This window comes from Streptomyces sp. NPDC048496, from assembly GCF_043200055.1.
GTDB lineage: Bacteria > Actinomycetota > Actinomycetes > Streptomycetales > Streptomycetaceae > Streptomyces.
In genome coordinates, this window is the sequence record NZ_JBICXB010000005.1 from 41056 (window position 1) to 64797 (window position 23742).

The following is a 23742-nucleotide window of genomic DNA, read 5'->3' on the forward strand; positions in this document are numbered from 1 at the left end:
TCCCCTCAGGTCGCCGGGTAGCGGTCGATGGGCGGCGGAGTCGGTGCGGGCACTCCGGACAGGCCGAGCGTGGCCTCGAACGCCTTCTTCCAGTTGCCGTTCTTCTGGTTGGCCTCCAGGGCATCGTTGAGCGCGAACCGGAGCGCGTTGTCACTGCGCGGGACGCCGATGCCGTACGGCTCCTCGGAGAACGGCTTGCCGACCACCTTCAGCTCCTTGGGCGCCTTGGCCGCGAAGCCCAGCAGGATGGCGTCGTCGGTGGTGACGGCGTCGACCTGGTACGTCAGCAGGTTGTCGACGCAGATCGAGTACGTGTCGTACGCGACCAGGATCGCCTTCGGGTAGTCGGCCGCGATCCGCTGGTACGGGGTCGAGCCCGCGGCCGAACAGACGGTTCTGCCGGCCAGGTCCTGCGGGCCGTTGATGTCGTGCTCGTCCGTGCGGACGAGCAGCGACTGGCCCGCCAGGAAATACGGCCCGGCGAACCCGACGAGCTTCTTGCGCATGTCGTTGATGGTGTAGGTGCCGACGTAGTAGTCGATCTGCCCGTTCTGCAGCGCGGTCTCGCGGTTGGCGGAGGCGATCGTCCTGAAGCGGATCGTCTTCGGGTCGAAGCCGAGCGAGGCCGACATCATCCGGGCGATCTCGATGTCGAAACCGGAGTAGATACCCGTGGCCGGGTCCTTCTCGCCCAGATAGGGCTGGTCCTCCTTGGCCCCGACCTGGAGATATCCGCGTTTCTTGGCTTTGGTCCAGGTCTTCGATTCGGGCAGCCGGAAATTGGTGTCGACCGTGTAGACCGGCAGCCGGCCGGGCTTGGGCCCCTTCACCGGGGGGCTGCCCTCCTTCCCGCAGCCGGCGGCGAGGACGGCCAGCAGAAGGCCCGCGCAGGCGGCCAGAATTTTTCTCGTACGCAACAGGGAACCTCCCGTCAGTGCTTGAGGATCTTGGACAGGAAGTCCTTGGCCCGGTCGGTCTCCGGGGCGGTGAAGAAGGCCTCCGGGGTGCGGTCCTCGACGATGCGGCCGTCGGCCATGAAGACCACGCGATTGGCCGCGGACCGGGCGAACCCCATCTCGTGGGTGACGACGACCATGGTCATGCCGTCCCGGGCCAGCTGCTGCATGACCTCCAGCACCTCGTTGATCATCTCCGGGTCGAGCGCCGAGGTCGGCTCGTCGAAGAGGAGTGCCTTGGGGTCCATGGCGAGGGCGCGGGCGATGGCCACCCGCTGCTGCTGACCGCCGGAGAGCTGGGCGGGGTACTTGTCCGCCTGGGAGGCGAGCCCGACCCGCTCCAGCAGTTCCCGGGACCGCAGGTCGCACTGGTCCTTCTTGCGCTTGCGGACCTTGAGCTGGGCGAGCGAGACATTGGCCAGCACGGTCTTGTGCGCGAAGAGATTGAAGGACTGGAAGACCATCCCGACTTCGGCCCGCAGCTCCGCGAGTCCCTTGCCCTCCTCCGGGAGGGGCCTGCCGTCGATGGCGACGTAGCCCGACTCGATCGTCTCGAGCCTGTTGATGGTCCGGCAGAGCGTCGATTTGCCCGAGCCGGAGGGGCCGATGACCACCACCACCTCCCCGCGGCCGACGGTGAGATTGATGTCCTGCAGTACGTGCAACTTTCCGTAGTACTTATTGACGTTCCGCAGCTCGATCAACGGATCGACGGCCATGCGCTGCCCTACCCACTTATCGCTGTGTCGAGGTCAGCGCAAACTATCCATCCCGGCAAGGCACTTCACACCCGACACGCACAAATGGGGCATAAGGCGTTTTATTGGGTTTCGGAGTTTCCCCTAGCCTTCGGCCGACTCCGCGTACACCTGCGAGAGCTCAGGGCTGCCGGCCATCGCCCAGTCGAGCCCGGCCTCGACGACATCGATCTCCCGCCCGGAGGCGAGCCGCACCACCGGCTGCCCGCTGGGCCAGATGTGCCAGACGGCGCCGGGGACGTTCCGCACCAGGACGGTGCCGAGGTACAGTCCGGCGTCGTTACCCAGCCAGGGCAGCTCCTCCGGGTCGTCCCGCCAGCGGGGCGGCAGTTGGTCGAGTGCGACCAACGAGGCCGGAGTGTCGTCGAGTTCGAGCCCTCGCTGCCCTGCTCGGACACGCAGCAGCTCGCACTCGGCGAGCAGCTCGGCCACGCCGTCCGGGTCGGCCTCGACGGCGGCCGCGAGGCCCGCTCCGTGCCTACCGTCGTGACGCTTACGCCAGTTGTCCAAGAAGGGGATGTTCATACCACTCAGGGTCGCATCCCGGCCCGGTTACGCACCACAGGCGCGCGGCCTGTCGTTCGAGTGCTGAACCAGGTGCGCACGCCCACCCGTGCGCCGCCGCGCGCGCCGCCGCTACCGCCGGGCAGGCCGTCACACCCGCCCAACCCGGCCGTCGGACGGCGGGCCGAAGTACTCCGCAGTATCGGCGAGAGTCAACTCCCGCAGGGCCAGGCCCGTCAGAGGAGTCCTCAGCACCTGTGCACCCACGATGTCATCCGTCATGACCGCGGAGCCCAGGGTTGTCCCGTAGCCAGGTACCTGTGCAGGCCATTCTCTTTGAAGGGGTGGAGGCGGAGTGATCCGGACTGGTACGTTCGCCATCATGTCCAGCCCCGAGGCGAACAGACTCTAGCCACCGGTCCCGCCGGTGGCTGACCCGCTGTCGAGTCGATCCCGCACGGCCGATCAGGCCGGAGGATCGATTCCGTCCGGCTGCCGCCGCAGGACCACCGCAGTGTGGGCTGCGCTTCCCCGTATGCGCTCGTGCGCAGATTCCCGACCACGACGGCTGCCTGCCGCGTTGTCGCGTCACGTCCGTGAACAGACCTGGCGTTCTTCCGCGTTGCCGCTCGACCTGTCGGGTGGGCGCGGCCCACACCCCCTGCCTGGTCCGTCCCTCAGTCTGCCCATGGGGTTCCTTCATGCCATTTGCTGTCTACGCGCTCGGGCTCGCCGTCTTCGCCCAGGGCACCTCCGAGTTCATGTTGTCCGGTCTGGTCTCGGACATCGCCGACGACCTGCACGTATCCATCCCGGCCACCGGCCTGCTGACGTCGGCGTTCGCGGTCGGGATGGTGGTCGGCGCACCCGCGATGGCGCTCCTCAGCCGGAACTGGCCCCGGCGTCGCGCGCTGCTGTTCTTCCTCTCCGTCTTCACCGCCGTCCATGTCATGGGCGCGGTCACACCCGGATACGGCGTGCTGCTGGCGACACGGGTCGTCGGAGCGCTGGCGAACGCGGGTTTCTGGGCCGTGGCGCTGGTGACCGCGGTCTCCGTGGCCGGACCCGGCGCCCGAGCTCGCGCCACGTCGGTCGTGGTCGGCGGTGTCACCGTCGCCTGTGTCGCGGGGGTGCCCGCCGGCGCGGTGCTGGGCGGGCACTGGGGGTGGCGCGCCGCGTTCTGGGCCGTCGCCCTCGTCTCCGTACCGGCCCTTGCGGTGATCGCCAGGACGATCCCCAGCGAGCGGGCCGGGTCCCACGCGGTGGGCGGGCGTGCCGAACTGCGCTCCCTGACCGAGCCGCGGCTCGGTCTCACCCTGCTGACGAGCGCGCTCGTGCAGGGCGCGACCTTCTGCGCGTTCTCCTATCTGGAGCCGCTGGTCACCCAGGTCACGGGGGTCGGCGCCGGGTGGGTGCCTGCCGTGCTCGCGCTGTTCGGGGTCGGCTCGTTCCTGGGTGTCACCGTCGCGGGCCGGATCGTCGATGCGCGACCGGTCGCCGTCACCACCGCCGGACTGGTGGCGCTCACCGCCGGCTGGGCCGGGCTCGCACTCACCGCGGGGAGCCCGGTCGCGGTCGTCGCGCTCGTCCTGGTCCAGGGCATGCTCGCGTTCGGCACCGGAACAGCGCTGATCTCGCGGGTGCTCCAGTCGGCGTCCGGTGCGCCGACGCTGGCAGGCTCGTTCTCCACGGCCGCCTTCAACGTGGGCGGCGCGCTGGGGCCTTGGCTCGGCGGCATCACGATCGGTGCGGGGTTCGGCTTCCGGTCGCCACTGTGGGTGAGTGCGCTGCTGATGGTCCTGGCGCTCGGCGCGACCGCGGCGTGGTCCGCATACGACGCCCCGTCCGGCGCTGAACGGGCGGGGCGGTCCGAGCCTTCGCGAGCAGCCAGCAAGCGGGACAATGACAGGAATCACCGTATCGGCGGCCACTGACAATCGGTCCGGGCCGCATCTGAGATGCTCGCCCTCGTACGTGGGCGAACAGGGGGAAGCGCATGACCGAGGAGCGCGACGGCATGGTCGTCTACTGGCGGCCCGGCTGCCCGTACTGCATGAAGCTCCGCCTGCGGCTCCGGTTCACCCGCCTCAGGTACACCGAGGTAAACATCTGGCGGGATCCCGAGGCGGCGGCATTCGTCCGCTCGGTCGCCGACGGGAACGAGACCGTTCCGACGGTGTCCGTGGCGGGGCACGCGATGGTCAACCCGTCCAAGCGGCAGGTGCTCGACGCGGTCCGGGCCCATGCGCCGCAGCTTGAGGCGTCGTAGGTCCGGACCCCCGGACGTTGCTGATCAAGGCGCCCTTGTGCGCCGGGATCAGCGGGACGTCAGCGGACGGCGGTCACAGGTCCAGATCGACGACCACCGGCGCATGGTCGGACGCGCCCTTGCCCTTGCGCTCCTCCCGGTCCACATAGCTGTCCTTGACCGCCGCCGTGAAGGGGGCGTTGCCGTAGACCAGGTCGATCCGCATACCCTTGTTCTTCGGGAAGCGCAGCTCGCGGTAGTCCCAGAAGGTGTACGGGCGGTCGTACTTGAGCGGGCGCGGCATCACGTCCGAGAGGCCCTCCGCGCGGAGGGTGGCGAGGGCGGCGCGCTCGGCGGGGGTGACATGCGTGGCGCCCTCGAACAGGGCGGGGTCCCAGACGTCCTCGTCGGTCGGCGCCACGTTGAAGTCGCCGAGGACCGCGAACGGCTGGGTACCCGCGGCGTCGGGGGCGACCGCCTTCTGCAGGGCCTCGAACCAGCGCAGCTTGTAGGCGTAGTGCTCGTGGGCGACCTCGCGGCCGTTCGGCACGTACACCGACCAGAGACGGACCGGGCCGCAGGTCGCCGAGATCGCCCGGGGCTCCTGCACGCCCTCGTAATCGGGGCCGCCGGGCAGCCCCGTGACGACGTCGGCCAAGCCCGCCCGGGAGACCAGCGCGACCCCGTTCCACCGGCCCGTGGCGTGGACCGCGGACTCGTAGCCGAGCTCGCGCAGCTCGTCCGCCGGGAACTGCTCGGCCGCGCACTTGGTCTCCTGGATGCACAGCACGTCCGTGCCGGTGCTCTCCAGCCAGGCCAGCAGCCGCGGGAGGCGGGCGGTGATCGAATTGACGTTCCACGTGGCGATGCGCATGTACGTAAACCTAGCGGCTCCCACTGACAGTCGCCGCCCCGGCGCCGGTCACAGGCCGGTCGAGTCACCCGGGGCCAGCCGGCCGTGGTCGGTGCCGCCGAGGCTGCCGATCTGCCGGTCGTAGATCGGGCGGGCGAGATCGGTGAGCAGCGCGTCGTGGATGTCGATGGCGCGCCGCGGCTTGACCTCGCGTACGTAGTCGATGACCTCGGAGATCTTGTTCCAAGGGGCCATCACCGGGAGCATCAGGGTGTCGACGGGGTGGTCGGGCACGGTGAGCGCGTCGCCCGGGTGGAAGAGCGAACCGTCCACCAGGAAGCCGATGTTGGTGATCGGCGGGATGTCGGGGTGGATCACCGCGTGCAGTTCGCCGTGCACCTGTACGTCGAAGCCGGCCGCGGAGAACGTGTCCCCGTGCCCGACGGTGTGGACGCGCCCGGGGAACGCCGCGGAGAGCTGGTCGGCGACGCTGCGCAGGGTCCAGATCTGCGCGGCCGGGTTGGCCTCCATACCGGCCCGCAGCCGGTTCTCGTCGAAGTGGTCGGGGTGCTCGTGCGTCACCAGCAGCGCGTCGGCGCCGAGCGCCGCGTCCTCCTCCGAGAAGCCGCCGGGGTCGATGACGAGCGTGCGCCCGTCCTTCTCCAGGCGGATGCAGGAGTGCGTCTTCTTCGTCAGGGTCAGGTGCACGGGGTTCGCAGCGTTCATGGTCCCCATCCTGCTACGGGTGGGGACGGGTTTCTTCCTGAATCACGGTCTGGGCGATCGTGAACGCGGCGCCCGCGGCCGGTATGCCGCAGTAGACGGCGGTCTGCAGCAGCACCTCCTTGATCTCCGCGGGGGTCAGCCCGTTGCGCAGGGCCGCCCTGATATGCGCGGCCAGGCTCTCCAGATGGCCGGAGGTGACCAGCGCGGTGAGCGTGATGCAGCTGCGGGTGCGGCGGTCCAGGGCCTCGCGGGTCCAGGTCTCCCCCCAGGCGTAGCGCGTGACGAGCTCCTGGAACTCGCCGGTGAACTCGTCGGAGGCGGCCATGACCCGGTCGACATGGGCGTTGCCCAGCACCTCGCGGCGTACCCTCATGCCCGGTTCGTACGGGTCGGCGCGGCCGCTGGTCACGGCCTCCGGCTGATCCGCGGCGGGGGCGATCTCCGCGATGGGCAGCACGGGGGCGGAGAGCGCGGGGCCGGTGCTCGGGGCGGGGATGGCGGCGAGGGTGTCCTGCCAGCTCGTCGAGAAGTGGGTGACGAGCAGGTCGGTGACGGCGGCGGGCTGCTCGACCGGGGCGAGGTGCGAGGCTCCGGGGACGAGGGCGAGCCGGGCGTCCGGTATGCCCGCGACCAGGGTCCGGGCCTCGGCGGGCCCGGTGACCCGGTCCTCGGCGCCGACCAGCACGAGGGTCGGGACGCCGATGCGGCTGAGCTCGGTACGGATGTCGAAGGCGGCGAGCGCTTCGCAGGCGGCGATGTAACAGCCGGGGTCGGTGGTGCGGACCATCTGGACGGCCCACTCGACGATCGCGGCCTGGGCGGCGGCGAAGCCGGGGGTGAACCAGCGTTCGGGCGCGCTGCGGGCCATCGGATCCAGGCCGTTGGTGCGGACGACCACCCCGCGCTGCCGGAACTCGTCGGCGCTGCCGAACCGGGGCGAGGCGGCGACCAGGGCCAGCGAGGCGACCCGGTGCGGATGGCGCAGCGCGAGGTCGGCGCCGATCGCGCCGCCGATGGAGCAGCCCGCGTATCCGAAGCGCTGGACACCGAGACCGTCGAGGGTGGCCAGCAGCCGGTCGGAGAGCTCACCGACGGCGGTGGCCGGGTGGGCGGGGGCGCCGCCGTGGCCCGGCAGGTCGAAGCGGAAGATCCGCCAGTGCTGGGAGAGCTCCGGTATCTGCCGGTCCCACATGTGCCAGGTGGTGCCGAGCGACGGGCCGATGACGAGGACGGGGGCATCCTGCGGCCCGTCGAACCGGTACTGCAGGGTGTGCACTGGCTGCGCGTGGGAGGCCTGCGGAGGCGGGGCGGGCTGCGTCGGCGGAACGGGCTGCATGGGCGGCATCTGCTGGGCCGGTGGAACCGGCTGCAGGTGTGCGGCCTGGAACGGGGTGTGCGACTGTGCCTGCGACGGCGGCGCCGGTGTGGTCTGCGGTCCGTGGGACGGATCCACCGGCTGGAGGTGCAGCCCGGGCTGCGTGCCCTGCGCGGCGGCGTACGAATCGACGGGCTGCAGGCCCGGGAACGGCTCCACTGTCTGCGGCCCCTGGAACGGCTGCGCCGGTGGTGCGGACTGCGGCCCGGGGAAGGACTGCGCGGACTGCGGGGTCTTCGTCTCACTCACATCGCTCACTCGCTCCAGGTTAGTGAGCGCCCTGTAGGCCTCCGGTCAGGGGGTGGCCGCAGACACGACATAGACGACAGGAGATGCCGGATCGGTCATGTCGACGGTGATGCTCTGGGTGGGACGCGGGTTCTTGTTGGTGTGCGTGGTGCCCGCCCAGTCGGCGCCGGGGCCGAAGTACCAGTCGGCGATCTTGGCGTCGCGGGCACCGACGGTGACCTCGCTGTCCTTCAGGGCGGCGCGACCGCTGCCGAGACCGCTGAGGAACCGGTCGAGCCCGGCGGACGTCGTGCGGAACTGCACGTACATCCGGCTGGCCTTCCAGTTGTTGGTCTCGTAGTACTGGACGTCCCGGGCGTTGCCGGGGATCGGCAGTTCGAAGGTCCTGCGCTGCATCCGGGACGGCCAGCCCTCGTGCATCCCCTGTGCGGCGGCCTCGGCCTCCTTGTCCTGACCGGAGCGGCGGCTCTGCCCTGCGGAGACCAGCAGATAGCCGGCGGGGACGCCGATCAGCAGCACGATGATGGTCGCCGTGATCAGGCGTCGGCGGATCGTCCGGCGCCGGTCCTGCGGGGGCCTGCCGCCGTCCTCGCCGGGCGGCGAGGACTGGCGCGGCACAACGGGGTGCTCGACTGTGGTCATGTGCTGGGAATCCCTAGGAGGTGCGGGTGTTGCGCGTGGAGCGGATGGTGCTCGCGGCCTGGTCGTAGATCTGCGCATACCGCTCGTACCGCTCGACGCGACGGCGGTTGGTGCGGCGGAACCTCCGCGCGACCAGCCGGGCCAGGTCGGCGGCGCCGACCATACCTGCCTCCGGGCCGAGCTGCGCCTTGGCGATCCGGGCCTCGGGGCGGTAGCCGCGGCCGGTGAGATGGCGTTTGAAGGCGTCCCTGGCGGGGCCGATCAGCAGATCGTCCGCGGCGCTCACACCGCCGCCGATGACGAAGCAGGAGGGGTCGAGCGCGGCGGCCAGATTGGCGATGCCGACGCCGAGCCACTGGCCGATGTCCTGGAGGAGCTCGATGCACATCGCATCGCCCTCCCGGGCCAGTTCGGTGATGAGCGGCCCGGTGATCTCGGGGATGTTCCCCTTGACGCGCTCGATGATGCCGTGGGCGACCGGGGAATCCGCGGCGGCCAGCTCCCGGGCCTCGCGGACCAGGGCGTTGCCGGAGCTGTACTGCTCCCAGCAGCCGCGGTTCCCGCAGGGACAGCGGTGCCCGCCGGGCACCACCTGCATGTGGCCGAACTCACCGGCGACGCCGTACTTGCCGCGCTTGACCTGACCGTCCTCCAGGATCGCGCCGCCGATGCCGGTGCCGAGCGTGATCATGACCAGATGGTCCTCGCCGCGCCCGGCGCCGAAGCGCCATTCCGCCCAGGCGGCGGTGTTCGCGTCGTTGTCGACCATGACGGGGACGACGAGACGGGAGGCGAGGGCGTCCCTGAGGGGTTCGTCACGCCAGGCGAGGTGCGGGGCGAACAGCACCTTGGAGCGGTCCGCGTCGACCCAGCCCGCCGCGCCGATGCCGACGGCGTGCACATCGTGCCGGTCGGAGAGATCGAGGACCAGCTCGACGATGGTGTCCTCGACGACCTTGGGGCTCTTGGACTTGTCGGGTGTCTCGGTGCGCAACTGCTCCAGGATGTTGCCGTCGGCGTCGACGACACCCGCCATCACCTTCGTACCCCCGATGTCGATGCCGACGGTGGGCACCCGGGGCGCGGTGAGGTGCGAGCGCCGCTCGCGGGTGCCGACGGTCCGCAGGACGGTGGCGCGGGCGGAGCCGCGGTGTGTGAAGTCGCGGTACGTGCTCATCGTCCCTGCGGGGTCTGGGGGGCCGGGTGGTGGTGCTCCCGGCGACGAACGGCGCCCGTCAGGCTCGATTCTGCCACTGCCGGGGCGCCGGGGCGGGCGGCCCGGGTCCGCGGCGCCCCGGTGGCGCCCCGCCCCAGGGGGTGTCCGGCGGATCAGGGTCGACCCCGGCCGTGATCCGCCGGACACCCCTAAGGAGTGTCGTCGGTGTCCGGGCGCCCCGGTGACGTGGCCCGCCGCAGCTCGTGGCTGAGCTCCTCGAGCTCGCTGCCCCCCGCCATCTGGCGGGTCAGCTCGTCCAGCGTGATGCCGTCCTTGGCGTGGCTGCCGGACATGGCACCTCGCTTGAGCAGCACGAACCGGTCACCGACCAGATACGCATGGTGCGGGTTGTGCGTGATGAGAACCACGCCGAGTCCGGCGTCCCGGGCGGCCGCGACGTACTTGAGCACGACCCCGGACTGCTTGACGCCGAGCGCCGCGGTGGGCTCGTCCAGGACGAGCACCTTGGCACCGAAGTAGACGGCGCGCGCGATGGCGACGCACTGGCGCTCGCCGCCGGACAGAGTGCCGATCGGCTGGTCGACGTCGCGCAGGTCGATGCCCATGCGCAGCAGTTCGGAGCGGGTGGTCTCGCGCATCTGCCGGACGTCGAGCGTCTTGAACGGGCCGACACCCGTCGTCGGCTCGGAGCCGAGGAAGAAGTTCCGCCAGACGGGCATCAGCGGGACGACGGCCAGGTCCTGGTAGACCGTGGCGATGCCCCGGTCGAGGGCGTCGCGCGGATTGGCGAGCGTGGTCTCCTCACCGTCGATGAGGAACGTGCCGGCGTCGTGCCGGTGCAGGCCCGCGATGATCTTGATGAGGGTGGACTTGCCCGCGCCGTTGTCGCCCAGTACGCAGGAGATCTCGCCCGCGCGGACCTCCAGCGAGACGTCCTGGAGCGCCTTGATGTTGCCGTAGAACTTGCTGACGTGGTCCAGCTCGATCAGCGCCGGGGGGGCCGGGGTCGTCATTTCGTCGCCTCCGCGCGCTTGCGTACCCATGCGTTGAGCAGGGTGGCCAGGAGCAGCATGGCTCCGAGGAAGAACTTGAACCAGTCCGGGTTCCACTCCGCGTACACGATGCCCTTGCTGGTCATGCCGAAGATGAACGCGCCGACCGCCGAGCCGATGGCGGAGCCGTAACCTCCAGTGATCAGGCAGCCGCCGATGACGGCCGCGATGATGTACGTCAGCTCGTTGCCGACGCCCTCACCGGACTGCACCACGTCGTACGAGAACAGCAGATGCTGCCCGGAGACCCAGGCGGCGAAGGCGACCCCGAGGTACAGCCCGACCTTGGTACGGATCACCGGGACGCCGACCGCGCGGGCCGCGTCGGCCTCGCCGCCGACGGCGAAGATCCAGTTCCCGAAGCGGGTACGGAGCAGGATTCCGGTGGCGATCGCCACGAGCACCGCCCACCACAGGATGGTCACCTTGAACTCGACCCCGCCGACGGTCCACTCCGAGGCGAAGACCTTGCGGGCCGAGCCGAAGCCCTCCATGTCGCCGATGGACTTCGTCGACACGGTGCCGCTGATCAGCTTGGTGAAGCCGAGGTTGAGACCGGTCAGCATCAGGAACGTGCCGAGCGTGATGATGAAGCTCGGAAGTTTGGTGCGGGTCAGCATGAGCCCGTTGAACGCGCCGATGGCCAGGGTCACCAGCAGCGACACGAAGACGCCGACCCAGACGTTGGCCGTCATCTGGTAGCTGAACATCGACGAGACCAGCGCGGAGCTGGTGACCAGCACACCGGCGGAGAGGTCGAACTCGCCGCCGATCATCAACAGGGCAACCGGCGCCGCCATGATCCCGATGGTGGACGCCGCGTAGAGCACCGTGCCCAGGCTGGACGCGCGCAGGAAGCTGTCGGCGACGATCGAGAAGAAGAGGAAGACGGCCGCGGCGCCGACGACCGATCCGAGTTCGGGGCGGCCCAGGAGCCTGCGCAGCGGTGAGGTGCGCAGCAGCCGCTCGTCGGCCCCGGACGGGGCGGGTGGTTGCTCCGTCGTGGTCATCGGGTCCCCCGCTTCGTGTACTCCGCCAGCTGGGCGGCGTCCTTCGAGGTGATGATCTGCGGGCCGGTGAGGACGGGGCTGCCGCCGCCGAGCACATTGCGGTTGTAGCGGTAGAGCCAGAGCAGGTCGACGGCCTCGTACCCCTGGAGGTAAGGCTGCTGGTCCACGGCGAAGCCCAGGGTCTTGTCCTGGAGTGCGGCGGCGACCTTGGCGTTCAGGTCGAAGGTGTCGATCTCGGCCTTGGACCCGGCGGTCTGCTTCGCCTTCACAGCGGCGTCGGCGAATGGCGCACCCAGGGTGACGACCGCGTCGATGCTCTTGTCGGCCTGGAGCTTCGCCTCGATGGACGCCTGGACGTCGGGCATGTTGGTGCCCTCGACGTACAGGTTCTGCATCTGCCCGTCGAAGGTCTTCTTCGCCCCGGCGCAGCGCTGCTCGTGCCCGACGTTGCCCTGCTCGTGCAGGATGCACAGGGCCTTCTTGCGACCGCGCGCGTTGAGCTCGTCGCCGACGGCCTCGCCCGCGATGGACTCGTCCTGGCCGATGTGGGTGAGCGCGCCGAACGCCCTGGACTCCGCGGAGCCCGAGTTCACCGTGATCACCGGTATCCCGGCCCGGGTCGCCTTGGCGACGACGTCCTTCAACGCGTCGGGCTTGGCGAGCGTGACGATCAGCCCGTCGACCTTCTGGTCGATGGCGGCCTGGACGAGCTGGGCCTGCTGCTGCGCCTCGTCGTTGTGCGAGTACAGGAACTTGATGTTGTCCTTGACGGCCGCCTGCTTCGCACCGCTCTGGACGATGTCCCAGAAGGTGTCGCCATCGCCCGAGTGGGTGACCATGGCGAAGGTCCAGCGGGGTGTGTTCACCGCGGACCGGCCTTCGGCGGCGGCCTGGGCCGCGCGCTCCTCCGCCCGCTTGCCACCGGTGCTGCTGCATCCCACGAGGGAGGCCCCGAGCACCGCCGCAAGCACGGCGCCCATCGCACGTACCCCTGTCCGAACCCTTGCCACGACGTGGTGCCCTTCTTGTGCTGCTCGCTGTGCTGCTTGGTGCCGACCGGGGGTGTTTTCACCCGGTCCGGCTGGCCAAGTATCCCCGAGCCCGACTCGGCGCCGCCCGGCAGGGGCGGGCCGTGTGTGTCGGCACACAGTGGGCACGGCGGTCCGCACGCGGGTCACCGGGTACCGCGCGCGGTGTACTTCTCCAGCTGCGGTACGTCGGCGGCGGTGACGATCGCCGGGCCGGTGAGCACGGGCTTTCCGCCGCCGATGACGTTTCCGTTCGTCCTGTCGAGCCACAGTTCGTCGACGGCGAGATAGCCCTGGAGGTAGGGCTGCTGGTCGACGGCGAAGCCGACCTCGGAGGCCTTCAGCCGTTTGACGACCTCGGCGTTGAGATCGAACGTGTCGACCTCGGCCTTGGAGCCGGAGCCCTCCTTGGCCTTGACGGAGGCGGCGGCGAACGGCGCGCCGAGGGTGACGACCGTGTCGATGCCGTGGTCGGCCTGGAGCTTCGCCTCGATGGAGGACGTGGAGGCGGGCATGTTGGTGCCTTCGATGCTGAGGTTCTCGACGCTCCCCTTGAAGGTCTTCTTCACCCCGGCGCAGCGCTCCTCCAGCGACACATTGCCCTGTTCGTGGATGACACAGACGGCCTTCTTGCGGCCCCGCTTGTTGAGCTCCTCACCGACGGCCTCGCCGGCGACCTGCTCGTCCTGCCCGATATGGCCGATCGCGCCGACGCCCTTGGAGAACTGCGCGCCCGAGTTGATGGTGACGACGGGGATACCCGCCTTCACGGCCTTGGCGACGACGTCCGCCAGGGCTTCCGGTTTGGCGAGGGTGACGACGATGCCGTCGACCTTCTGGTCGATGGCGGCCTGGACGAGCTGGGCCTGCTCCTTGCCCTCCTTGTTCGCGGAGTACAGGAACTCGATGTTGTCCTTGGCCGCCGCCTGCTTCGCACCGCTCTGGACGATGTCCCAGAAGGTGTCGCCCTCCCCCGAGTGCGTGATCATCGCGATCTTCATCCGGGGCGTGGAGACGCCCTTGGCTCCCTGCCCGCTGCCGCTGCCGGACCTGTCCTCGGAACTCTTGCCGCCGGAGCTGCTGCATCCGCCGACGGCGGCGGTGACGGCGAGGGTGATGGTGCAGATGGCGATCAGGGGTGCTGCCTTGCGAGGAGTACGCATGGTGGGTCCGCCTTCTCTCCCGGCCGCCCGAGTGCGGCTTGGGGAGTTGTAGCGAGGAGCGGGGACCCCGTCAACGGGCCGATATGCGGGCGTCAGCGGACAAGCAGCTGGAAATCGAAGGCGTAGCGCGACGCCCGGTAGATGTGCGAGCCGAATTCGACCGCCCGTCCGGTGTCGTCGTACGTGGTGCGTTCCATGGTCAGCAGCGGGGCGCCCTCGGGCTCGGCGAGCTGTGCCGCCTCCTCGGCCGTGGCGAGGCGGGCGCCGACGGTCTGGCGGGCGCTGTGCAGGGTGACTCCGGCGGCCCGCAGCATCCGGTAGAGGCCGGTGGCCTCCAGTCGTTCGGTGGACAGGTCGACGAGGCCGGCCGGCAGGTGGTTGCGGAGCAGGGCCATCGGTTCGCCGTGCGCGGACCGCAGCCGTTCGACGAGGTGGACCTCGGTGCCTTCCGGGACGCCGAGGGCGGCGGCGGGGGCGGCGGGGGCGGGGGCGGGCTCGACCGTGTTGCGCAGGACGCGGGTGGTGGGGCGCTGCCCGGCCGCCTCCAGGTCGTCGTACAGGCTGCTCAGTTCGAGCGGACGCCGGACCTGGCTGTGGACGACCTGGGTGCCCACCCCGCGGCGACGGACCATCAGCCCCTTGTCGACGAGCGACTGGATGGCCTGGCGGACGGTCGGGCGGGACAGGCCGAGCCGGGCCGCGAGCTCGATCTCGTTGCCGAGGAGACTGCCGGGGGCGAGCCGGCCCTTCTCGATGGCGGCCTCCAGCTGCTGGGCCAGCTGGTAGTAGAGCGGGACCGGGCTGCTGCGGTCCACGCCGAGTTCGAGGGCGGCGGGGTCGGCGGTGGGTTTGGACACGGCAGGAGCGTAGCTGTCACGTCCGGAGCACCGGTAGTCAGGTCGTCCTGTTGTCCGGACAATCCAGCGCCCTCGCCGCATCGCGTGGCCCCGCCCGTGAAACCGATGTGACGCCGGAGCCGTACGGGGTGTGGGTGCTACGGCTCGATCCATCGAACACACCCCAGTTTGTCAGGACATATAGTTGACAGCGCAGCTGGTGGGCGGCACGTTGGGTCCATGCGCATCGGACTCATCGGCACCGGCCGGATCGGTTCCTTCCACGCGGGCGCGCTGGCCCGCCACCCCGAGGTGGACACCTTGGTGGTGACGGACACCGACGGGGCACGGGCAGCCCGGGTCGCGGACCGCATCGGCCGCGCGACAGTTGTCGGGTCCGCGGCCGAGGTGCTGGGCGCGAGGGTGGATGCCGTCGTGATCGCCTCGGCCACCTCGGCGCATGCGGAGCTGATCGGACTGGCCGCACGGGCGGGCCTGCCGGCGTTCTGCGAGAAGCCCATCGCACTGGATCTGGCGGGGACGCTGGGCGCCCTGCACGAGGTCGAGCGGGCCGGGAGCGTACTCCAACTGGGCTTCATGCGCCGCTTCGACGCCGGGTATGGTGCGGCGCGCACCGCCGTGCGGAGCGGGGCACTGGGCAGGCTCCACACCGTACGGGCCATGACGTCCGATCCGGCGCCGCCGCCCGCCGCGTATCTGCCGCACTCCGGCGGCCTGTTCCGGGACTGTCTGGTCCATGACTTCGACATCCTGCGGTGGGTGACGGGCCGCGAGGTGGTGGAGGTGTACGCCACGGGTTCGGATGCCGGTCCCTCTATGTTCCGGGCGGCGGGCGATGTCGACACGGCGGCGGCACTGCTGACCCTCGACGACTCCTCACTGGCGACGGCGACGGCGACCCGGTGCAACGGCGCCGGGTACGACGTACGGATGGAGCTGGCGGGCGAGCTCGACCAGGTCGCGGTCGGTCTGGACGACCGTACGCCGCTGACGTCAGTGGAACCCCAGGGCCCCGCCGCCCCGGCCAAGCCGTGGCCGGGGTTCCTGGAGCGGTTCGCCGCGGCGTACGAGGCGGAACTGGACGCGTTCGTAAGGGTGGTGCGGGGCGAGGCGGCCAACCCGTGCGACGGCCGGGAGGCTCTGCACGCGCTGCGGATCGCGGAGGCGTGCGAGCTGTCCCGGCGCGAGCACCGGCCGGTGGCGGTGGCGGAAATCCGCACCGACTGACGGTGCGGATTCGCTACCAGGCGACCGGCAGCCGCTCGGGACCCCGGATCAGCATGCCCGTTCGCCAGGTCAGGGCGGCGGGATGCGCGTCCAGGGCCAGGCCGGGGCAGCGCTCCAGCAGGGATCTGATCGCGATCCGGGCCCCGATGCGGGCCAGGGGCGCGCCCAGGCAGTAGTGGATGCCGTGGCCGAAGGCGACATGGCCGCGGGCGTCCCTGGTGATGTCGAAAAGGTCGGCGTCCTCGAAGCGGGCCGGGTCGCGGTTGGCGTCGGCCATCGCGATCAGGACCAGTTCGCCGCCGCCGGGAACGACGGTGCCGCCGATGTCGAGCGGCTCGGTGGTGAACCGGTACGTGGGGGTCTCGACCGGCCCCTCGTAGCGCAGCGTCTCCTCCACCGCGTTGTCGATGAGTCCGAAATCGGCGCGCAGCGCGGACAGTTGGTCCGGGTGACCGAGGAGAGCCAGAACGCCGTTGGAGATGAGGTTGACCGTGGTCTCGTGTCCGGCGACGAGCAGCAGCCAGGCCATGCCCATCAGCTCGTCCTCGGAGAGCCGGTCGCCGTCGTCGTCCGCCGTGTGGATCAGCGCGCTCATCAGGTCGTCGCCGGGCTGTGCGCGCTTGTCGGCCAGCAGCCCCGCCATGTAGCGGGTCATGTCCCCGGTGGCGGCCACCCGCGCCGCCGCGTCGACCGACGACACAGCGATGTTGGACCATTCACGGAACGACCCGCGGTCCAGGAACGGGACCCCGAGCAGTTCGCAGATGACGGACATCGGCAGCGGGAAGGACAGCGCTTCGACGAGGTCGGTCCTGCGGTCCGGTTCCGCCAGCATCCGGTCGAGCAGTTCGTCGGTCATCTCCTGGATCCGTGGAGCGAGTTGCTCCATGCGGCGCGGGGTGAACTCGCGGGTCACCAGCTTGCGCAGCCGGGTGTGCACAGGGGCGTCCGAGCTGAGCATGGACGTCCCGGCGGAGACCTTGCTGACGCCCAGGGCGGGTGAGGCGTTGTCCCACTGCTTGGACAGCCGCGGGTCCGCGAGCGCGGTGCGGCCTTCTTCGTATCCGACGACGAGCCAGGCGTCGGTGCCTTCCGGTATCCGGATCCGGTGGACGGGTCCACGCTCCCGGAGCGCGGCGTAGACGGGGTGAGGGTCGCGGGTGAACGTCTCACCGAGCGCGGCGAGATCGACGACATCCACGGATTCGGTCGCTTCGGTCGCTCGACTGGTCAAGGAGGGTCCCTTCACTGCGTCCGGGCGGAGAGCACGGTTCCCTGGGCGACCGCGCACAGGGCTTCCGCGCCGTCGTCCGCCGCGGCGAACAGATCGCAGCGGACCACCGCCTGGCGACGGCCGGTGTGGACGACGGTGGCGCGGGCGATCAGGGTGCGACCGGTGGCCGGACGGATGTACTGGATCGAGAAGCCACCGGTCAGTACGGCCGGCCCGAGGGTCGTTCCGGCGGCGAAGGTGATCGAGTTGTCGGCGGCGTACGACAGCACGCCGCCGTGCACAAAGCCGTTCTGCTGCTGGAGCTCCTGCCGGATGTCCACTTCGAGGGTGGCGGCGCCGCCCCCGAAGGCGGTGATCCGTGCCCCGACGAGCCCGCTGAACGGCTGGCTGTCGAGGACCTTCTGCGCCATCTGCATGTCAAGTCCGCTCATGACAAGCCTTCTTATCTCACCAGCGCACCGGCAGCTGCCGGACCCCTCGGATCAGCATCCCGGGCAGCCAGTCCAGCTCTGCACCGGCCGGGTCGAGTGCGAGATCCGGGCACCGCTCCAGCAGCGTACGAATCGCGATCCGGCCCTCCATCCGGGCCAGCGGCGCCCCCATGCAGAAGTGCATGCCGTGGCCGAAGGCCAGGTGGCCCTGGGCGTCGCGGCTGATGTCGAAGTGGTCCGGGTCCGGGTAGCGAGCGGGGTCGCGGTCGCCACCGGCCAGGGCGACCAGGATCGCCTCGCCCGCCGGAATGGTCCGGTTGCCGATCTCGACCGGCTCCCGGGCGAAGCGGAAGGTGGCGGTCTCCACGGGTCCGTCGTACCGGAGCATCTCCTCGACCGCGCCGTCGATCAGACCGAGGTCGGCGCGGAGTGCGGCAAGTTGTCCGGGGTGGGCGAGCAGGGCCCGTACCCCGTTGGAGATCAGATTGACGGTGGTCTCGTGTCCGGCGACGAGCAGCAGGAAGGCCATGCCGACGAGTTCGTCGGGCGACAGACCGTCACCCTCCTCGTCCCGCACTCTGATCAGCGCGCTCATCAGGTCGTCGCCGGGAGCGCACCGCTTGTCCTCGATGAGCCCCACGAGATAGGCCCCCATCGCGCGGACCGCTTCGCCTCCCGTGTCCGAGGACGTCGGGGCGACGATGCCGTTCGACAGCAGGCGGAACCGGTCGCGGTCCAGGTCCGGCACGCCGATCAGCTCGCAGATGACGGTCATCGGCAGCGGGAAGGCGAGCGCGTCGACGAGGTCGCCGCGCCCTGCGGGCACCATCGCGTCGAGCAGTTCGTCGGTGATCTGCTGGACCCGCGGCCGCAGCGACTCGATCCTTCGGGCGGTGAACTCGCGGGCGACCAGCTTGCGCAGCCGGGTGTGGTGCGGCGCGTCCATCTCCAGCATGTTGGCGTTGATCGGATCGCCGTCACCGGTCCAGAGGTCCGAGGTCCGCCAGTCCTTGCTGAGCCGCTGGTCGGCGAGGGCCGCGCGGCCCTCCTCGTACCCGACGATCAGCCAGATCCGCTCGGCGTCATCGGTGCGGATGGTGTGCACCGGGCCCTCGGAGCGCAGCTTCGCGTACGTCGGATAGGGATTCGCGGTGAAGTCGTGGACCCCGCGAAGATCGATGTCGACTGTGGACACGGTTCAGCCCCTCCCGGCCAGTTCGGTTCGATCGCCTCGGATCGAACCGTCTCAGCGTACGTCGCCCGCGCCGTCGTCCTCCTCGTCGAGCAGCCCCGCATCGTGCACCAACAGCGCGATCTGGACACGGTTGTTGAAGTCGAACTTCGCAAGAATGCGTGACACGTGTGCTTTCACGGTGGCCACGCTGAGATAGAGGCTCGCGGCGATTTCCGCGTTGGAACGGCCGCGTCCGACGGCGACCACGACCTCGCGCTCCCGCTCGGCGAGACCGGCGATCCTCCGGCGTGCCCGCTGGGCCCGGCCCGCGCGGTCGTCGGCGCCGGTCCCCGTTCCGATGCCCGCGGCCCGGTTCATCAGCTGCCGGGTGACGGCGGGCGACAGCACGGGGTCACCGGCCGCGACCCGGCGCACCGAGTCGACGATCTGCGCGGGCGGCGTATCTTTCAGGACAAATCCTGCGGCCCCGGCGCGGATGGCTCGCAGCACCTGCTCATCGGCGTGGAAAGTGGTCAGGACGACGACTTCCGGGGCGTCGGGGCGGCTGCGCAGCGCCTCGGTCGCGGCCAGTCCGTCCACGGTCGGCATTCTGATGTCCATCAGCACCACGTCGGGGCGGAGCCGGTCGACGAGGTCCGCGACCTCGGAGCCGTCCGCTCCCTCCCCCACGATCGCGATGTCCTCCGCGCCGCCGAGCATGAACGTCAGCCCGGCCCGCACGAGCGGATCGTCGTCGACGATGAGCAGCCGCACGGGCCGTGCCGGAGGATCCAGGGGGGTGGTCATGAGGTCCACGGTAGCCAGGCCCGGATCCCGAATCCGCCGTCGGGGTCGGGCCCGTGGCCGAGGCGGCCCCCGGCGAGGGTGGCGCGCTCGGTCAGACCGATGAGGCCCTGGCCGGAGCCGGGAACCCGCTCGAACGGTTCGACGGGCGCCGGGTTGCGCACCTCGATGGTGAGACCGTCGCCCGGACCCCCGGTGACGGTGACGGCGACCTCGGCTCCGGGGGCGTGTTTACGGGCGTTGGTCAGGCCTTCCTGCGCGATGCGGTAGACGGTGCGGCCGGTGGCGGCGGGGGCGGCGGCCGGGTCGGCGATGCGGTTGTCGAGGGTGACCTTCATGCCTGCGCGACGGGACTCGGCGATCAGCGCGTCGAGGGTGGCAAGGGTGGGCTGCGGCCGGTTGCCCTCCCCGTTGTCACCGGGACTGCGGAGGACACCGATGATCTCGCGGAGGTCCTGGAGCGCCTCGTGCGCGCTGTCCCGGATCACCCCGGCAGCCCGGCCGACCTCGGCGGGAGGTGCGTCGGGACGGAATTCGAGGGCGCCCGCATGGACGCTGAGGAGGGTGAGGCGGTGGGCGAGGACGTCATGCATCTCTCGGGCGATGGCCTCGCGGGCCAGCCGCTGCGCCTGCTCGGCGCGGAGCTCGGCCTCGGTCTCGGCCCGGTGAGCGCGCTCGCGCAGGGTGATGACGAGCTGACGCCGGGACCGCACGACCATGCCCCAGCTCAGCACCAGCAGGACCAGCAGCACACCGATGATCGTGGAGGCAACGAACGAGGTGTCCGGGTCGGGGCGCAGATACGGCTGTACGGGGGCGACGGCCAGGGCCAGCGCACCGACGGCGGCCACCGGTTCGAACGGCCGGTGCACCGCCACGCTGAACAGCGCGACGAGCATGGCCCCGGCAGCGACCGGTTCGACGGTGGCGAGCAGCGTCAGGACCACGGCCAGTCCGACCGGCCACCGGCGCCGCGTCCACAGCGCGCAGCAGGCCGCGGCACCGATCAGCGAGTCGACGAGGACGACACCGTCGGGGGTGGTGCGGTCGGCGTCGATCGCGGCGGCCGCGAGCAGGCCGATACCGGCCGCACAGAGGAAGGCCGTGATGTCGACGACCCAGTCCCGTACTGTGCGGCGCGCCCGGCGGCCATGGTCGCCGGGCAGCTCGGGCTCGGCCATGGCCGAGGGGAGCAGCCAGCCGTATTCCGTACGCGTCATATCGACAAAGCTACTCAGGTGACGGGCTCGTACCGGCCGTGCGGGAGCGGGAAGCCACCAAAGTTGCCGGATCGGATACTTTCGGCGCGGTGCCGCAGACCGGCGGCCGACACCGCGGCCGGAGCGGGCCCGCGAGGCTCTCCTCTCAGGGCGCGGAGGCGGCGCGACGCCCCCAGCCCGTCCCGGCGAGGACGAGCACCGCGCCCACCACGCCCAGGACGCCGAGCCGTTCTCCTCCGATGGCGATGCCCGCGGCGGCGGCCCACAGCGGTGTCTCACCGCTCGGGCGCGACCGGCGGTCATGCGCGGCCATCCCTTCCGACGCCACTTTCGCCCGGAACTCATCGGTCCACCCGACGGAGCTTCCGCCGCGTAGGCGTCCGTTTCCCGCCGGTCACCGCACGGCGAACGGACTTTCCTTGTCCCTGTCGAAACAACAGCCCCGACCGGCAAGGAGCCCACCATGACCAGCACCGACACCAGGACCGCACTCGTCACCGGCGGCAGCCGCGGCATCGGCGCCGCGACCGCGCTGCGGCTCGCCCAGGACGGCGCCGATGTGGCGCTGACGTATGTACAGGACGAGGACGGCGCCCGTGAGATCGTCCAGAAGATCGAGGCGTACGGCCGCCGCGCGCTCGCCCTGCGCGCCGACTCGGCCGACCCCGATGCGGTCCCGGCGGCCGTGCACGAGGCCGCGGACACGTTCGGGCGGCTCGACATTCTCGTCAACAACGCGGGCATCGGCGTCCTCGGCCCCATCGGCTCACTCACCCCGGCCGATGTGGACCGGGTGCTGGCCGTCAATGTCCGGGCGGTGTTCCTCGCCTGCCGGGCGGCGGCCACCCGGATGGAGCGCGGCGGTCGCATCATCTCCGTCGGAACGGCCCTGAGCAGGCGCGCGGGCGGTCCGGGCAGCACGCTCTACGCCATGAGCAAGTCGGCGCTCGCCGGTCTCACCAAGCCGCTCGCCCATGAGCTCGGCCCGCGCTCCATCACGGTGAACCTGGTCCAGCCCGGCCCGATCGACACGGACCTGAATCCGGCCGACGGCCAGTACGCCGCCGGACAGCGCGCCGGCACCGCCCTGGACCGCTTCGGTACGACGGCTGAAGTGGCCTCCCTGATCTCCTACTTGGCCGGTGACGAAGCGGCGTACATCACCGGTACGGAGGTGGTGGTGGACGGCGGCCACGCGGCCTGACCCACGCGATCTCCTGGCGGACCCCGGGCTCGTCACCGTCGCCGCGGCACACGGGGTGACCCCCGGTCAGGCCGCGCTGCGCTGGCACACTCAGCTGGGGGCGGTCCCGATCCCGAAGTCCTCCGATCCGGGGCGGCAGCGCCAGAATCTGGAGATCTTCGGCTTCGAGCTGACGGCGGACGAACTGGCCAGGATCTCCGCCGGTCCGCGGCGGCGGTACGGCGGAGATCCCGATGTCCACGAGCAGTTCTGAACCGCCGGGACTCACGGACTACTGACGGCTGGGCGCGAGCTCCGTCATCCGGGACCAACCGTCGCCCGGGACCTCGACATTGATGATCTCCGGGGTCACCGCGACGAGGTCCGCCATCTGGTCCATCGCCGCCGCGAAGTGCTCGGACTTCACATGCGCCTCTCCGGCCTCGGGAGACGCGAAGGCCTCCAGGAGCACGAACTGGTCCGGGTTCTCGACGCTGTACGACCACTCGAAGAACACATTGCCCGGCTCCTGACGGGTGGCGAGGGTGAAGGGCTCGACGGCGGGCAGCCAGTTGTCGCGCTCTTCGCTGTGGACGGTGAACTTGACGGCGATGAAGATCATGACAACTCCTGCTCGGGATGTGCGACGGACCCAGCGTCCCATAAGCCCTGAATGCGGACGCATCGGGCGCACCCGAGGGAGTGGCGGGAGCCGCCATCCCCGAACGAGTGACAGGCGCCGCCGCCCGTCCTCGTCAGCCGCCCAGTTCCTGGTGGCGGGCGGCCAGTCGGGCAGCCCCCTCCTGCGTCAGCGAGCCGAACAGCCGCAGCCGTGAGATACCGCCGTCCGGGAAGATGTCGATCCGCACGTGCGTGGCGCGCACGGCCTCCGGGAGGACGAAGCGGTGGTTCGTGTCGGGCTGCAACTGGGTCCGCGGCAGGACTTCCGCCCAGTCGCCGCTCCTCCCGTCCCGCACCGAAAGGCTCGCCCAGCCCGCCGAGTTGCCCTTGAGACAGGCGGTGTCGATCTCGACGGCCCGGATCTCCGCCTGCTCGGCGAGCCGGTAGCGGATCCAGTCGTTGCCCTTGTCGCGGCGGCGTCGGGTCTCCCAGCCGTCGTTCATCGTGCGGGAGCGACCGGGCAGGACGGTGTTGGTGGCCGGGGAGTAGAAGCGGTCGGAGGCGTCCTCGACCTGGCCGCCGTTCTCCAGCGCGGCAAGGTCGAAGGTGGCGAGGGCGGCCAGCCAGGCGGGGTCGGGGGCGACCTCTCCGTAGACCCGGAGGCGGGCGATTCCGCCGTCGGGGTGCTGGTTGACCCGCAGATGGGTGACGCGCCGGCCGGCGTCGACCGCGAAGCCGTTGGCCGCGTGGCCGCCGACGGCCGTACGGGGTATGAGGGTTGTCCACTTCACGTCCGGCGCGAGGAGTTCCTCGGGGGACGGGGAGCCGGGCACGGAGGCCGCCTCGACGGAGACAGCCTGCGGGTAGTTGCCGCGGAAATGGGCGGTGTCGACGACGATGCCGCGTACGACACCGGGCGCGCCGAGCCGTACCAGCGCCCAGTCGTGGTCCTCGTCCGAGGGGTGCGGTTGCGCGGCGCTGACGCCGCGGCGGCGGCGGGTCTCCCAGCCGTCCATGATCTTGCCCTTGTGGCCGAAGTGCTCCGGGTCGAACTCCGCGGGCCCCGGCTTCAGCAGGTTCTCACGCTCGGCGAAGAACTCGTCGTTGGCTGCGATCACACCCGCGCCGAGCCGCCGGTCGGCGAGATCGACGAGGTGGGTGAAGGGGAAGTCGGCGGTGCGGTAGTCGGCGTAGGGGTCGCCGCCTCCGTACGGGTCTGCGTCACCGGTGAAGTGCGCTGTCGCCGTCAT

At 70.6% G+C, this 23742-nt stretch carries 25 protein-coding genes and 2 pseudogenes; 5 read left to right on the forward strand and 22 right to left on the reverse strand.

The features are described from left to right. Positions 1 to 5: 5 nt before the first annotated feature. The 4 genes from ACGFSA_RS07560 to ACGFSA_RS07575 form a co-directional block, all read right to left on the reverse strand. The gene (locus ACGFSA_RS07560; protein WP_393301070.1) at positions 6 to 917 is read right to left on the reverse strand and encodes a glutamate ABC transporter substrate-binding protein; all 912 of its coding nucleotides are present in this window, start codon (positions 915 to 917) and stop codon (positions 6 to 8) included. 14 nt (positions 918 to 931) lie between these two features. After that, entirely contained in the window at positions 932 to 1675 is a 744-nt protein-coding gene (locus tag ACGFSA_RS07565) for an amino acid ABC transporter ATP-binding protein (protein ID WP_393301073.1), read from the reverse strand. Positions 1676 to 1798: 123 nt separating this feature from the next. Continuing rightward, positions 1799 to 2239, reverse strand: coding sequence for a DUF6278 family protein (locus tag ACGFSA_RS07570; protein WP_393301076.1), 441 nt, complete (start codon positions 2237 to 2239; stop codon positions 1799 to 1801). A gap of 129 nt (positions 2240 to 2368) precedes the next feature. Beyond that, on the reverse strand, positions 2369 to 2500 hold the full coding sequence (locus ACGFSA_RS07575; RefSeq protein ID WP_393301079.1) for a hypothetical protein: 132 nt from the start codon (positions 2498 to 2500) through the stop codon (positions 2369 to 2371). Positions 2501 to 2919: 419 nt separating this feature from the next. Between ACGFSA_RS07575 and ACGFSA_RS07580 the strand changes: the two genes are divergently transcribed. Further along, a complete protein-coding gene (locus tag ACGFSA_RS07580; protein WP_393301082.1) occupies positions 2920 to 4152 on the forward strand; it encodes a Cmx/CmrA family chloramphenicol efflux MFS transporter in 1233 nt (410 codons plus the stop codon). 62 nt (positions 4153 to 4214) lie between these two features. Continuing rightward, entirely contained in the window at positions 4215 to 4487 is a 273-nt protein-coding gene (locus ACGFSA_RS07585; RefSeq protein ID WP_393301085.1) for a mycoredoxin, read from the forward strand. 73 nt (positions 4488 to 4560) lie between these two features. Here ACGFSA_RS07585 and ACGFSA_RS07590 read toward each other — a convergent pair whose 3' ends face one another. The 10 genes from ACGFSA_RS07590 to ACGFSA_RS07635 all read right to left on the reverse strand — a co-directional run bounded on the left by ACGFSA_RS07590 (position 4561) and on the right by ACGFSA_RS07635 (position 14598). Then, positions 4561 to 5340, reverse strand: a complete 780-nt coding sequence (locus tag ACGFSA_RS07590; protein WP_393301088.1) for an exodeoxyribonuclease III — start codon at positions 5338 to 5340, stop codon at positions 4561 to 4563. A gap of 48 nt (positions 5341 to 5388) precedes the next feature. After that, positions 5389 to 6045 (reverse strand): MBL fold metallo-hydrolase, encoded by a 657-nt coding sequence (locus ACGFSA_RS07595; protein ID WP_393301091.1) that lies wholly within the window; start codon positions 6043 to 6045, stop codon positions 5389 to 5391. A gap of 13 nt (positions 6046 to 6058) precedes the next feature. After that, entirely contained in the window at positions 6059 to 7381 is a 1323-nt protein-coding gene (locus tag ACGFSA_RS07600) for an alpha/beta fold hydrolase (protein ID WP_393301607.1), read from the reverse strand. 333 nt (positions 7382 to 7714) lie between these two features. Next, positions 7715 to 8311, reverse strand: a complete 597-nt coding sequence (locus tag ACGFSA_RS07605; protein WP_393301094.1) for a hypothetical protein — start codon at positions 8309 to 8311, stop codon at positions 7715 to 7717. A 13-nt stretch (positions 8312 to 8324) separates the two neighbouring features. Further along, complete coding sequence (locus ACGFSA_RS07610) at positions 8325 to 9488, reverse strand: ROK family glucokinase (RefSeq protein WP_393301097.1); 1164 nt, start codon at positions 9486 to 9488, stop codon at positions 8325 to 8327. A 188-nt stretch (positions 9489 to 9676) separates the two neighbouring features. Then, on the reverse strand, positions 9677 to 10531 hold the full coding sequence (locus tag ACGFSA_RS07615; RefSeq protein ID WP_393301100.1) for an ATP-binding cassette domain-containing protein: 855 nt from the start codon (positions 10529 to 10531) through the stop codon (positions 9677 to 9679). Beyond that, on the reverse strand, positions 10498 to 11550 hold the full coding sequence (locus ACGFSA_RS07620) for an ABC transporter permease (RefSeq protein ID WP_393301103.1): 1053 nt from the start codon (positions 11548 to 11550) through the stop codon (positions 10498 to 10500). The genes ACGFSA_RS07615 and ACGFSA_RS07620 overlap by 34 nt, the downstream gene beginning before the upstream one ends. Then, complete coding sequence (locus ACGFSA_RS07625) at positions 11547 to 12530, reverse strand: sugar ABC transporter substrate-binding protein (RefSeq protein ID WP_393301106.1); 984 nt, start codon at positions 12528 to 12530, stop codon at positions 11547 to 11549. The genes ACGFSA_RS07620 and ACGFSA_RS07625 overlap by 4 nt, the downstream gene beginning before the upstream one ends. Before the next feature lie 194 nt (positions 12531 to 12724). Beyond that, the gene (locus tag ACGFSA_RS07630; RefSeq protein ID WP_393301109.1) at positions 12725 to 13741 is read right to left on the reverse strand and encodes a sugar ABC transporter substrate-binding protein; all 1017 of its coding nucleotides are present in this window, start codon (positions 13739 to 13741) and stop codon (positions 12725 to 12727) included. A 92-nt stretch (positions 13742 to 13833) separates the two neighbouring features. Continuing rightward, positions 13834 to 14598, reverse strand: a complete 765-nt coding sequence (locus ACGFSA_RS07635; RefSeq protein ID WP_393301112.1) for a GntR family transcriptional regulator — start codon at positions 14596 to 14598, stop codon at positions 13834 to 13836. A 219-nt stretch (positions 14599 to 14817) separates the two neighbouring features. On the opposite strand from ACGFSA_RS07635, the gene ACGFSA_RS07640 reads away from it, so the two are divergent. Continuing rightward, on the forward strand, positions 14818 to 15825 hold the full coding sequence (locus tag ACGFSA_RS07640) for a Gfo/Idh/MocA family oxidoreductase (protein WP_393301115.1): 1008 nt from the start codon (positions 14818 to 14820) through the stop codon (positions 15823 to 15825). Positions 15826 to 15838: 13 nt separating this feature from the next. Here ACGFSA_RS07640 and ACGFSA_RS07645 read toward each other — a convergent pair whose 3' ends face one another. The 6 genes and pseudogenes from ACGFSA_RS07645 to ACGFSA_RS07670 all read right to left on the reverse strand — a co-directional run. Then, positions 15839 to 17059 (reverse strand): cytochrome P450, encoded by a 1221-nt coding sequence (locus tag ACGFSA_RS07645; protein WP_393301118.1) that lies wholly within the window; start codon positions 17057 to 17059, stop codon positions 15839 to 15841. Positions 17060 to 17070: 11 nt separating this feature from the next. Next, on the reverse strand, positions 17071 to 17490 hold the full coding sequence (locus tag ACGFSA_RS07650; protein ID WP_384364332.1) for a PaaI family thioesterase: 420 nt from the start codon (positions 17488 to 17490) through the stop codon (positions 17071 to 17073). Between the two features lie 16 nt (positions 17491 to 17506). Further along, positions 17507 to 18685, reverse strand: a complete 1179-nt coding sequence (locus tag ACGFSA_RS07655; protein ID WP_393301121.1) for a cytochrome P450 — start codon at positions 18683 to 18685, stop codon at positions 17507 to 17509. A 51-nt stretch (positions 18686 to 18736) separates the two neighbouring features. After that, a complete protein-coding gene (locus ACGFSA_RS07660; RefSeq protein WP_393301124.1) occupies positions 18737 to 19471 on the reverse strand; it encodes a response regulator in 735 nt (244 codons plus the stop codon). Then, a complete protein-coding gene (locus ACGFSA_RS07665) occupies positions 19468 to 20688 on the reverse strand; it encodes a sensor histidine kinase (RefSeq protein WP_393301127.1) in 1221 nt (406 codons plus the stop codon). The genes ACGFSA_RS07660 and ACGFSA_RS07665 overlap by 4 nt, the downstream gene beginning before the upstream one ends. A 145-nt stretch (positions 20689 to 20833) precedes the next feature. Then, positions 20834 to 20986, reverse strand: a pseudogene (locus tag ACGFSA_RS07670) (EamA family transporter); the annotation flags it as partial. A 165-nt stretch (positions 20987 to 21151) separates the two neighbouring features. On the opposite strand from ACGFSA_RS07670, the gene ACGFSA_RS07675 reads away from it, so the two are divergent. Then, positions 21152 to 21892, forward strand: coding sequence for an SDR family NAD(P)-dependent oxidoreductase (locus ACGFSA_RS07675; protein ID WP_393301130.1), 741 nt, complete (start codon positions 21152 to 21154; stop codon positions 21890 to 21892). A 4-nt stretch (positions 21893 to 21896) separates the two neighbouring features. Next, positions 21897 to 22145: pseudogene (locus ACGFSA_RS07680) on the forward strand (aldo/keto reductase); the annotation flags it as partial. Between the two features lie 18 nt (positions 22146 to 22163). Here the strand turns inward: ACGFSA_RS07680 and ACGFSA_RS07685 are convergent. Together ACGFSA_RS07685 and alc are read right to left on the reverse strand one after the other, a co-directional pair. Continuing rightward, on the reverse strand, positions 22164 to 22493 hold the full coding sequence (locus ACGFSA_RS07685; RefSeq protein ID WP_393301133.1) for a putative quinol monooxygenase: 330 nt from the start codon (positions 22491 to 22493) through the stop codon (positions 22164 to 22166). Positions 22494 to 22626: 133 nt separating this feature from the next. Next, entirely contained in the window at positions 22627 to 23742 is a 1116-nt protein-coding gene (alc, locus tag ACGFSA_RS07690; RefSeq protein ID WP_393301136.1) for an allantoicase, read from the reverse strand.

Bases quoted from the DNA above. Each gene is read 5' to 3' on its own strand.
- ACGFSA_RS07665 (WP_393301127.1), bottom strand. From the start codon at position 20,688: ATGACGCGTACGGAATACGGCTGGCTGCTCCCCTCGGCCATGGCCGAG.
- ACGFSA_RS07685 (WP_393301133.1), bottom strand. From the start codon at position 22,493: ATGATCTTCATCGCCGTCAAGTTCACCGTCCACAGCGAAGAGCGCGAC.
- ACGFSA_RS07630 (WP_393301109.1), bottom strand. From the start codon at position 13,741: ATGCGTACTCCTCGCAAGGCAGCACCCCTGATCGCCATCTGCACCATC.
- ACGFSA_RS07675 (WP_393301130.1), top strand. From the start codon at position 21,152: ATGACCAGCACCGACACCAGGACCGCACTCGTCACCGGCGGCAGCCGC.
- ACGFSA_RS07570 (WP_393301076.1), bottom strand. From the start codon at position 2,239: ATGAACATCCCCTTCTTGGACAACTGGCGTAAGCGTCACGACGGTAGG.
- ACGFSA_RS07625 (WP_393301106.1), bottom strand. From the start codon at position 12,530: ATGGGCGCCGTGCTTGCGGCGGTGCTCGGGGCCTCCCTCGTGGGATGC.
- ACGFSA_RS07600 (WP_393301607.1), bottom strand. From the start codon at position 7,381: ATGCAGCCCGTTCCGCCGACGCAGCCCGCCCCGCCTCCGCAGGCCTCC.
- ACGFSA_RS07605 (WP_393301094.1), bottom strand. From the start codon at position 8,311: ATGACCACAGTCGAGCACCCCGTTGTGCCGCGCCAGTCCTCGCCGCCC.
- ACGFSA_RS07620 (WP_393301103.1), bottom strand. From the start codon at position 11,550: ATGACCACGACGGAGCAACCACCCGCCCCGTCCGGGGCCGACGAGCGG.
- ACGFSA_RS07595 (WP_393301091.1), bottom strand. From the start codon at position 6,045: ATGAACGCTGCGAACCCCGTGCACCTGACCCTGACGAAGAAGACGCAC.
- ACGFSA_RS07640 (WP_393301115.1), top strand. From the start codon at position 14,818: ATGCGCATCGGACTCATCGGCACCGGCCGGATCGGTTCCTTCCACGCG.
- ACGFSA_RS07565 (WP_393301073.1), bottom strand. From the start codon at position 1,675: ATGGCCGTCGATCCGTTGATCGAGCTGCGGAACGTCAATAAGTACTAC.
- ACGFSA_RS07610 (WP_393301097.1), bottom strand. From the start codon at position 9,488: ATGAGCACGTACCGCGACTTCACACACCGCGGCTCCGCCCGCGCCACC.
- ACGFSA_RS07650 (WP_384364332.1), bottom strand. From the start codon at position 17,490: ATGAGCGGACTTGACATGCAGATGGCGCAGAAGGTCCTCGACAGCCAG.
- ACGFSA_RS07575 (WP_393301079.1), bottom strand. From the start codon at position 2,500: ATGACGGATGACATCGTGGGTGCACAGGTGCTGAGGACTCCTCTGACG.
- ACGFSA_RS07615 (WP_393301100.1), bottom strand. From the start codon at position 10,531: ATGGGTACGCAAGCGCGCGGAGGCGACGAAATGACGACCCCGGCCCCC.
- ACGFSA_RS07590 (WP_393301088.1), bottom strand. From the start codon at position 5,340: ATGCGCATCGCCACGTGGAACGTCAATTCGATCACCGCCCGCCTCCCG.
- ACGFSA_RS07580 (WP_393301082.1), top strand. From the start codon at position 2,920: ATGCCATTTGCTGTCTACGCGCTCGGGCTCGCCGTCTTCGCCCAGGGC.
- alc (WP_393301136.1), bottom strand. From the start codon at position 23,742: ATGACGGCGACAGCGCACTTCACCGGTGACGCAGACCCGTACGGAGGC.
- ACGFSA_RS07660 (WP_393301124.1), bottom strand. From the start codon at position 19,471: ATGACCACCCCCCTGGATCCTCCGGCACGGCCCGTGCGGCTGCTCATC.
- ACGFSA_RS07585 (WP_393301085.1), top strand. From the start codon at position 4,215: ATGACCGAGGAGCGCGACGGCATGGTCGTCTACTGGCGGCCCGGCTGC.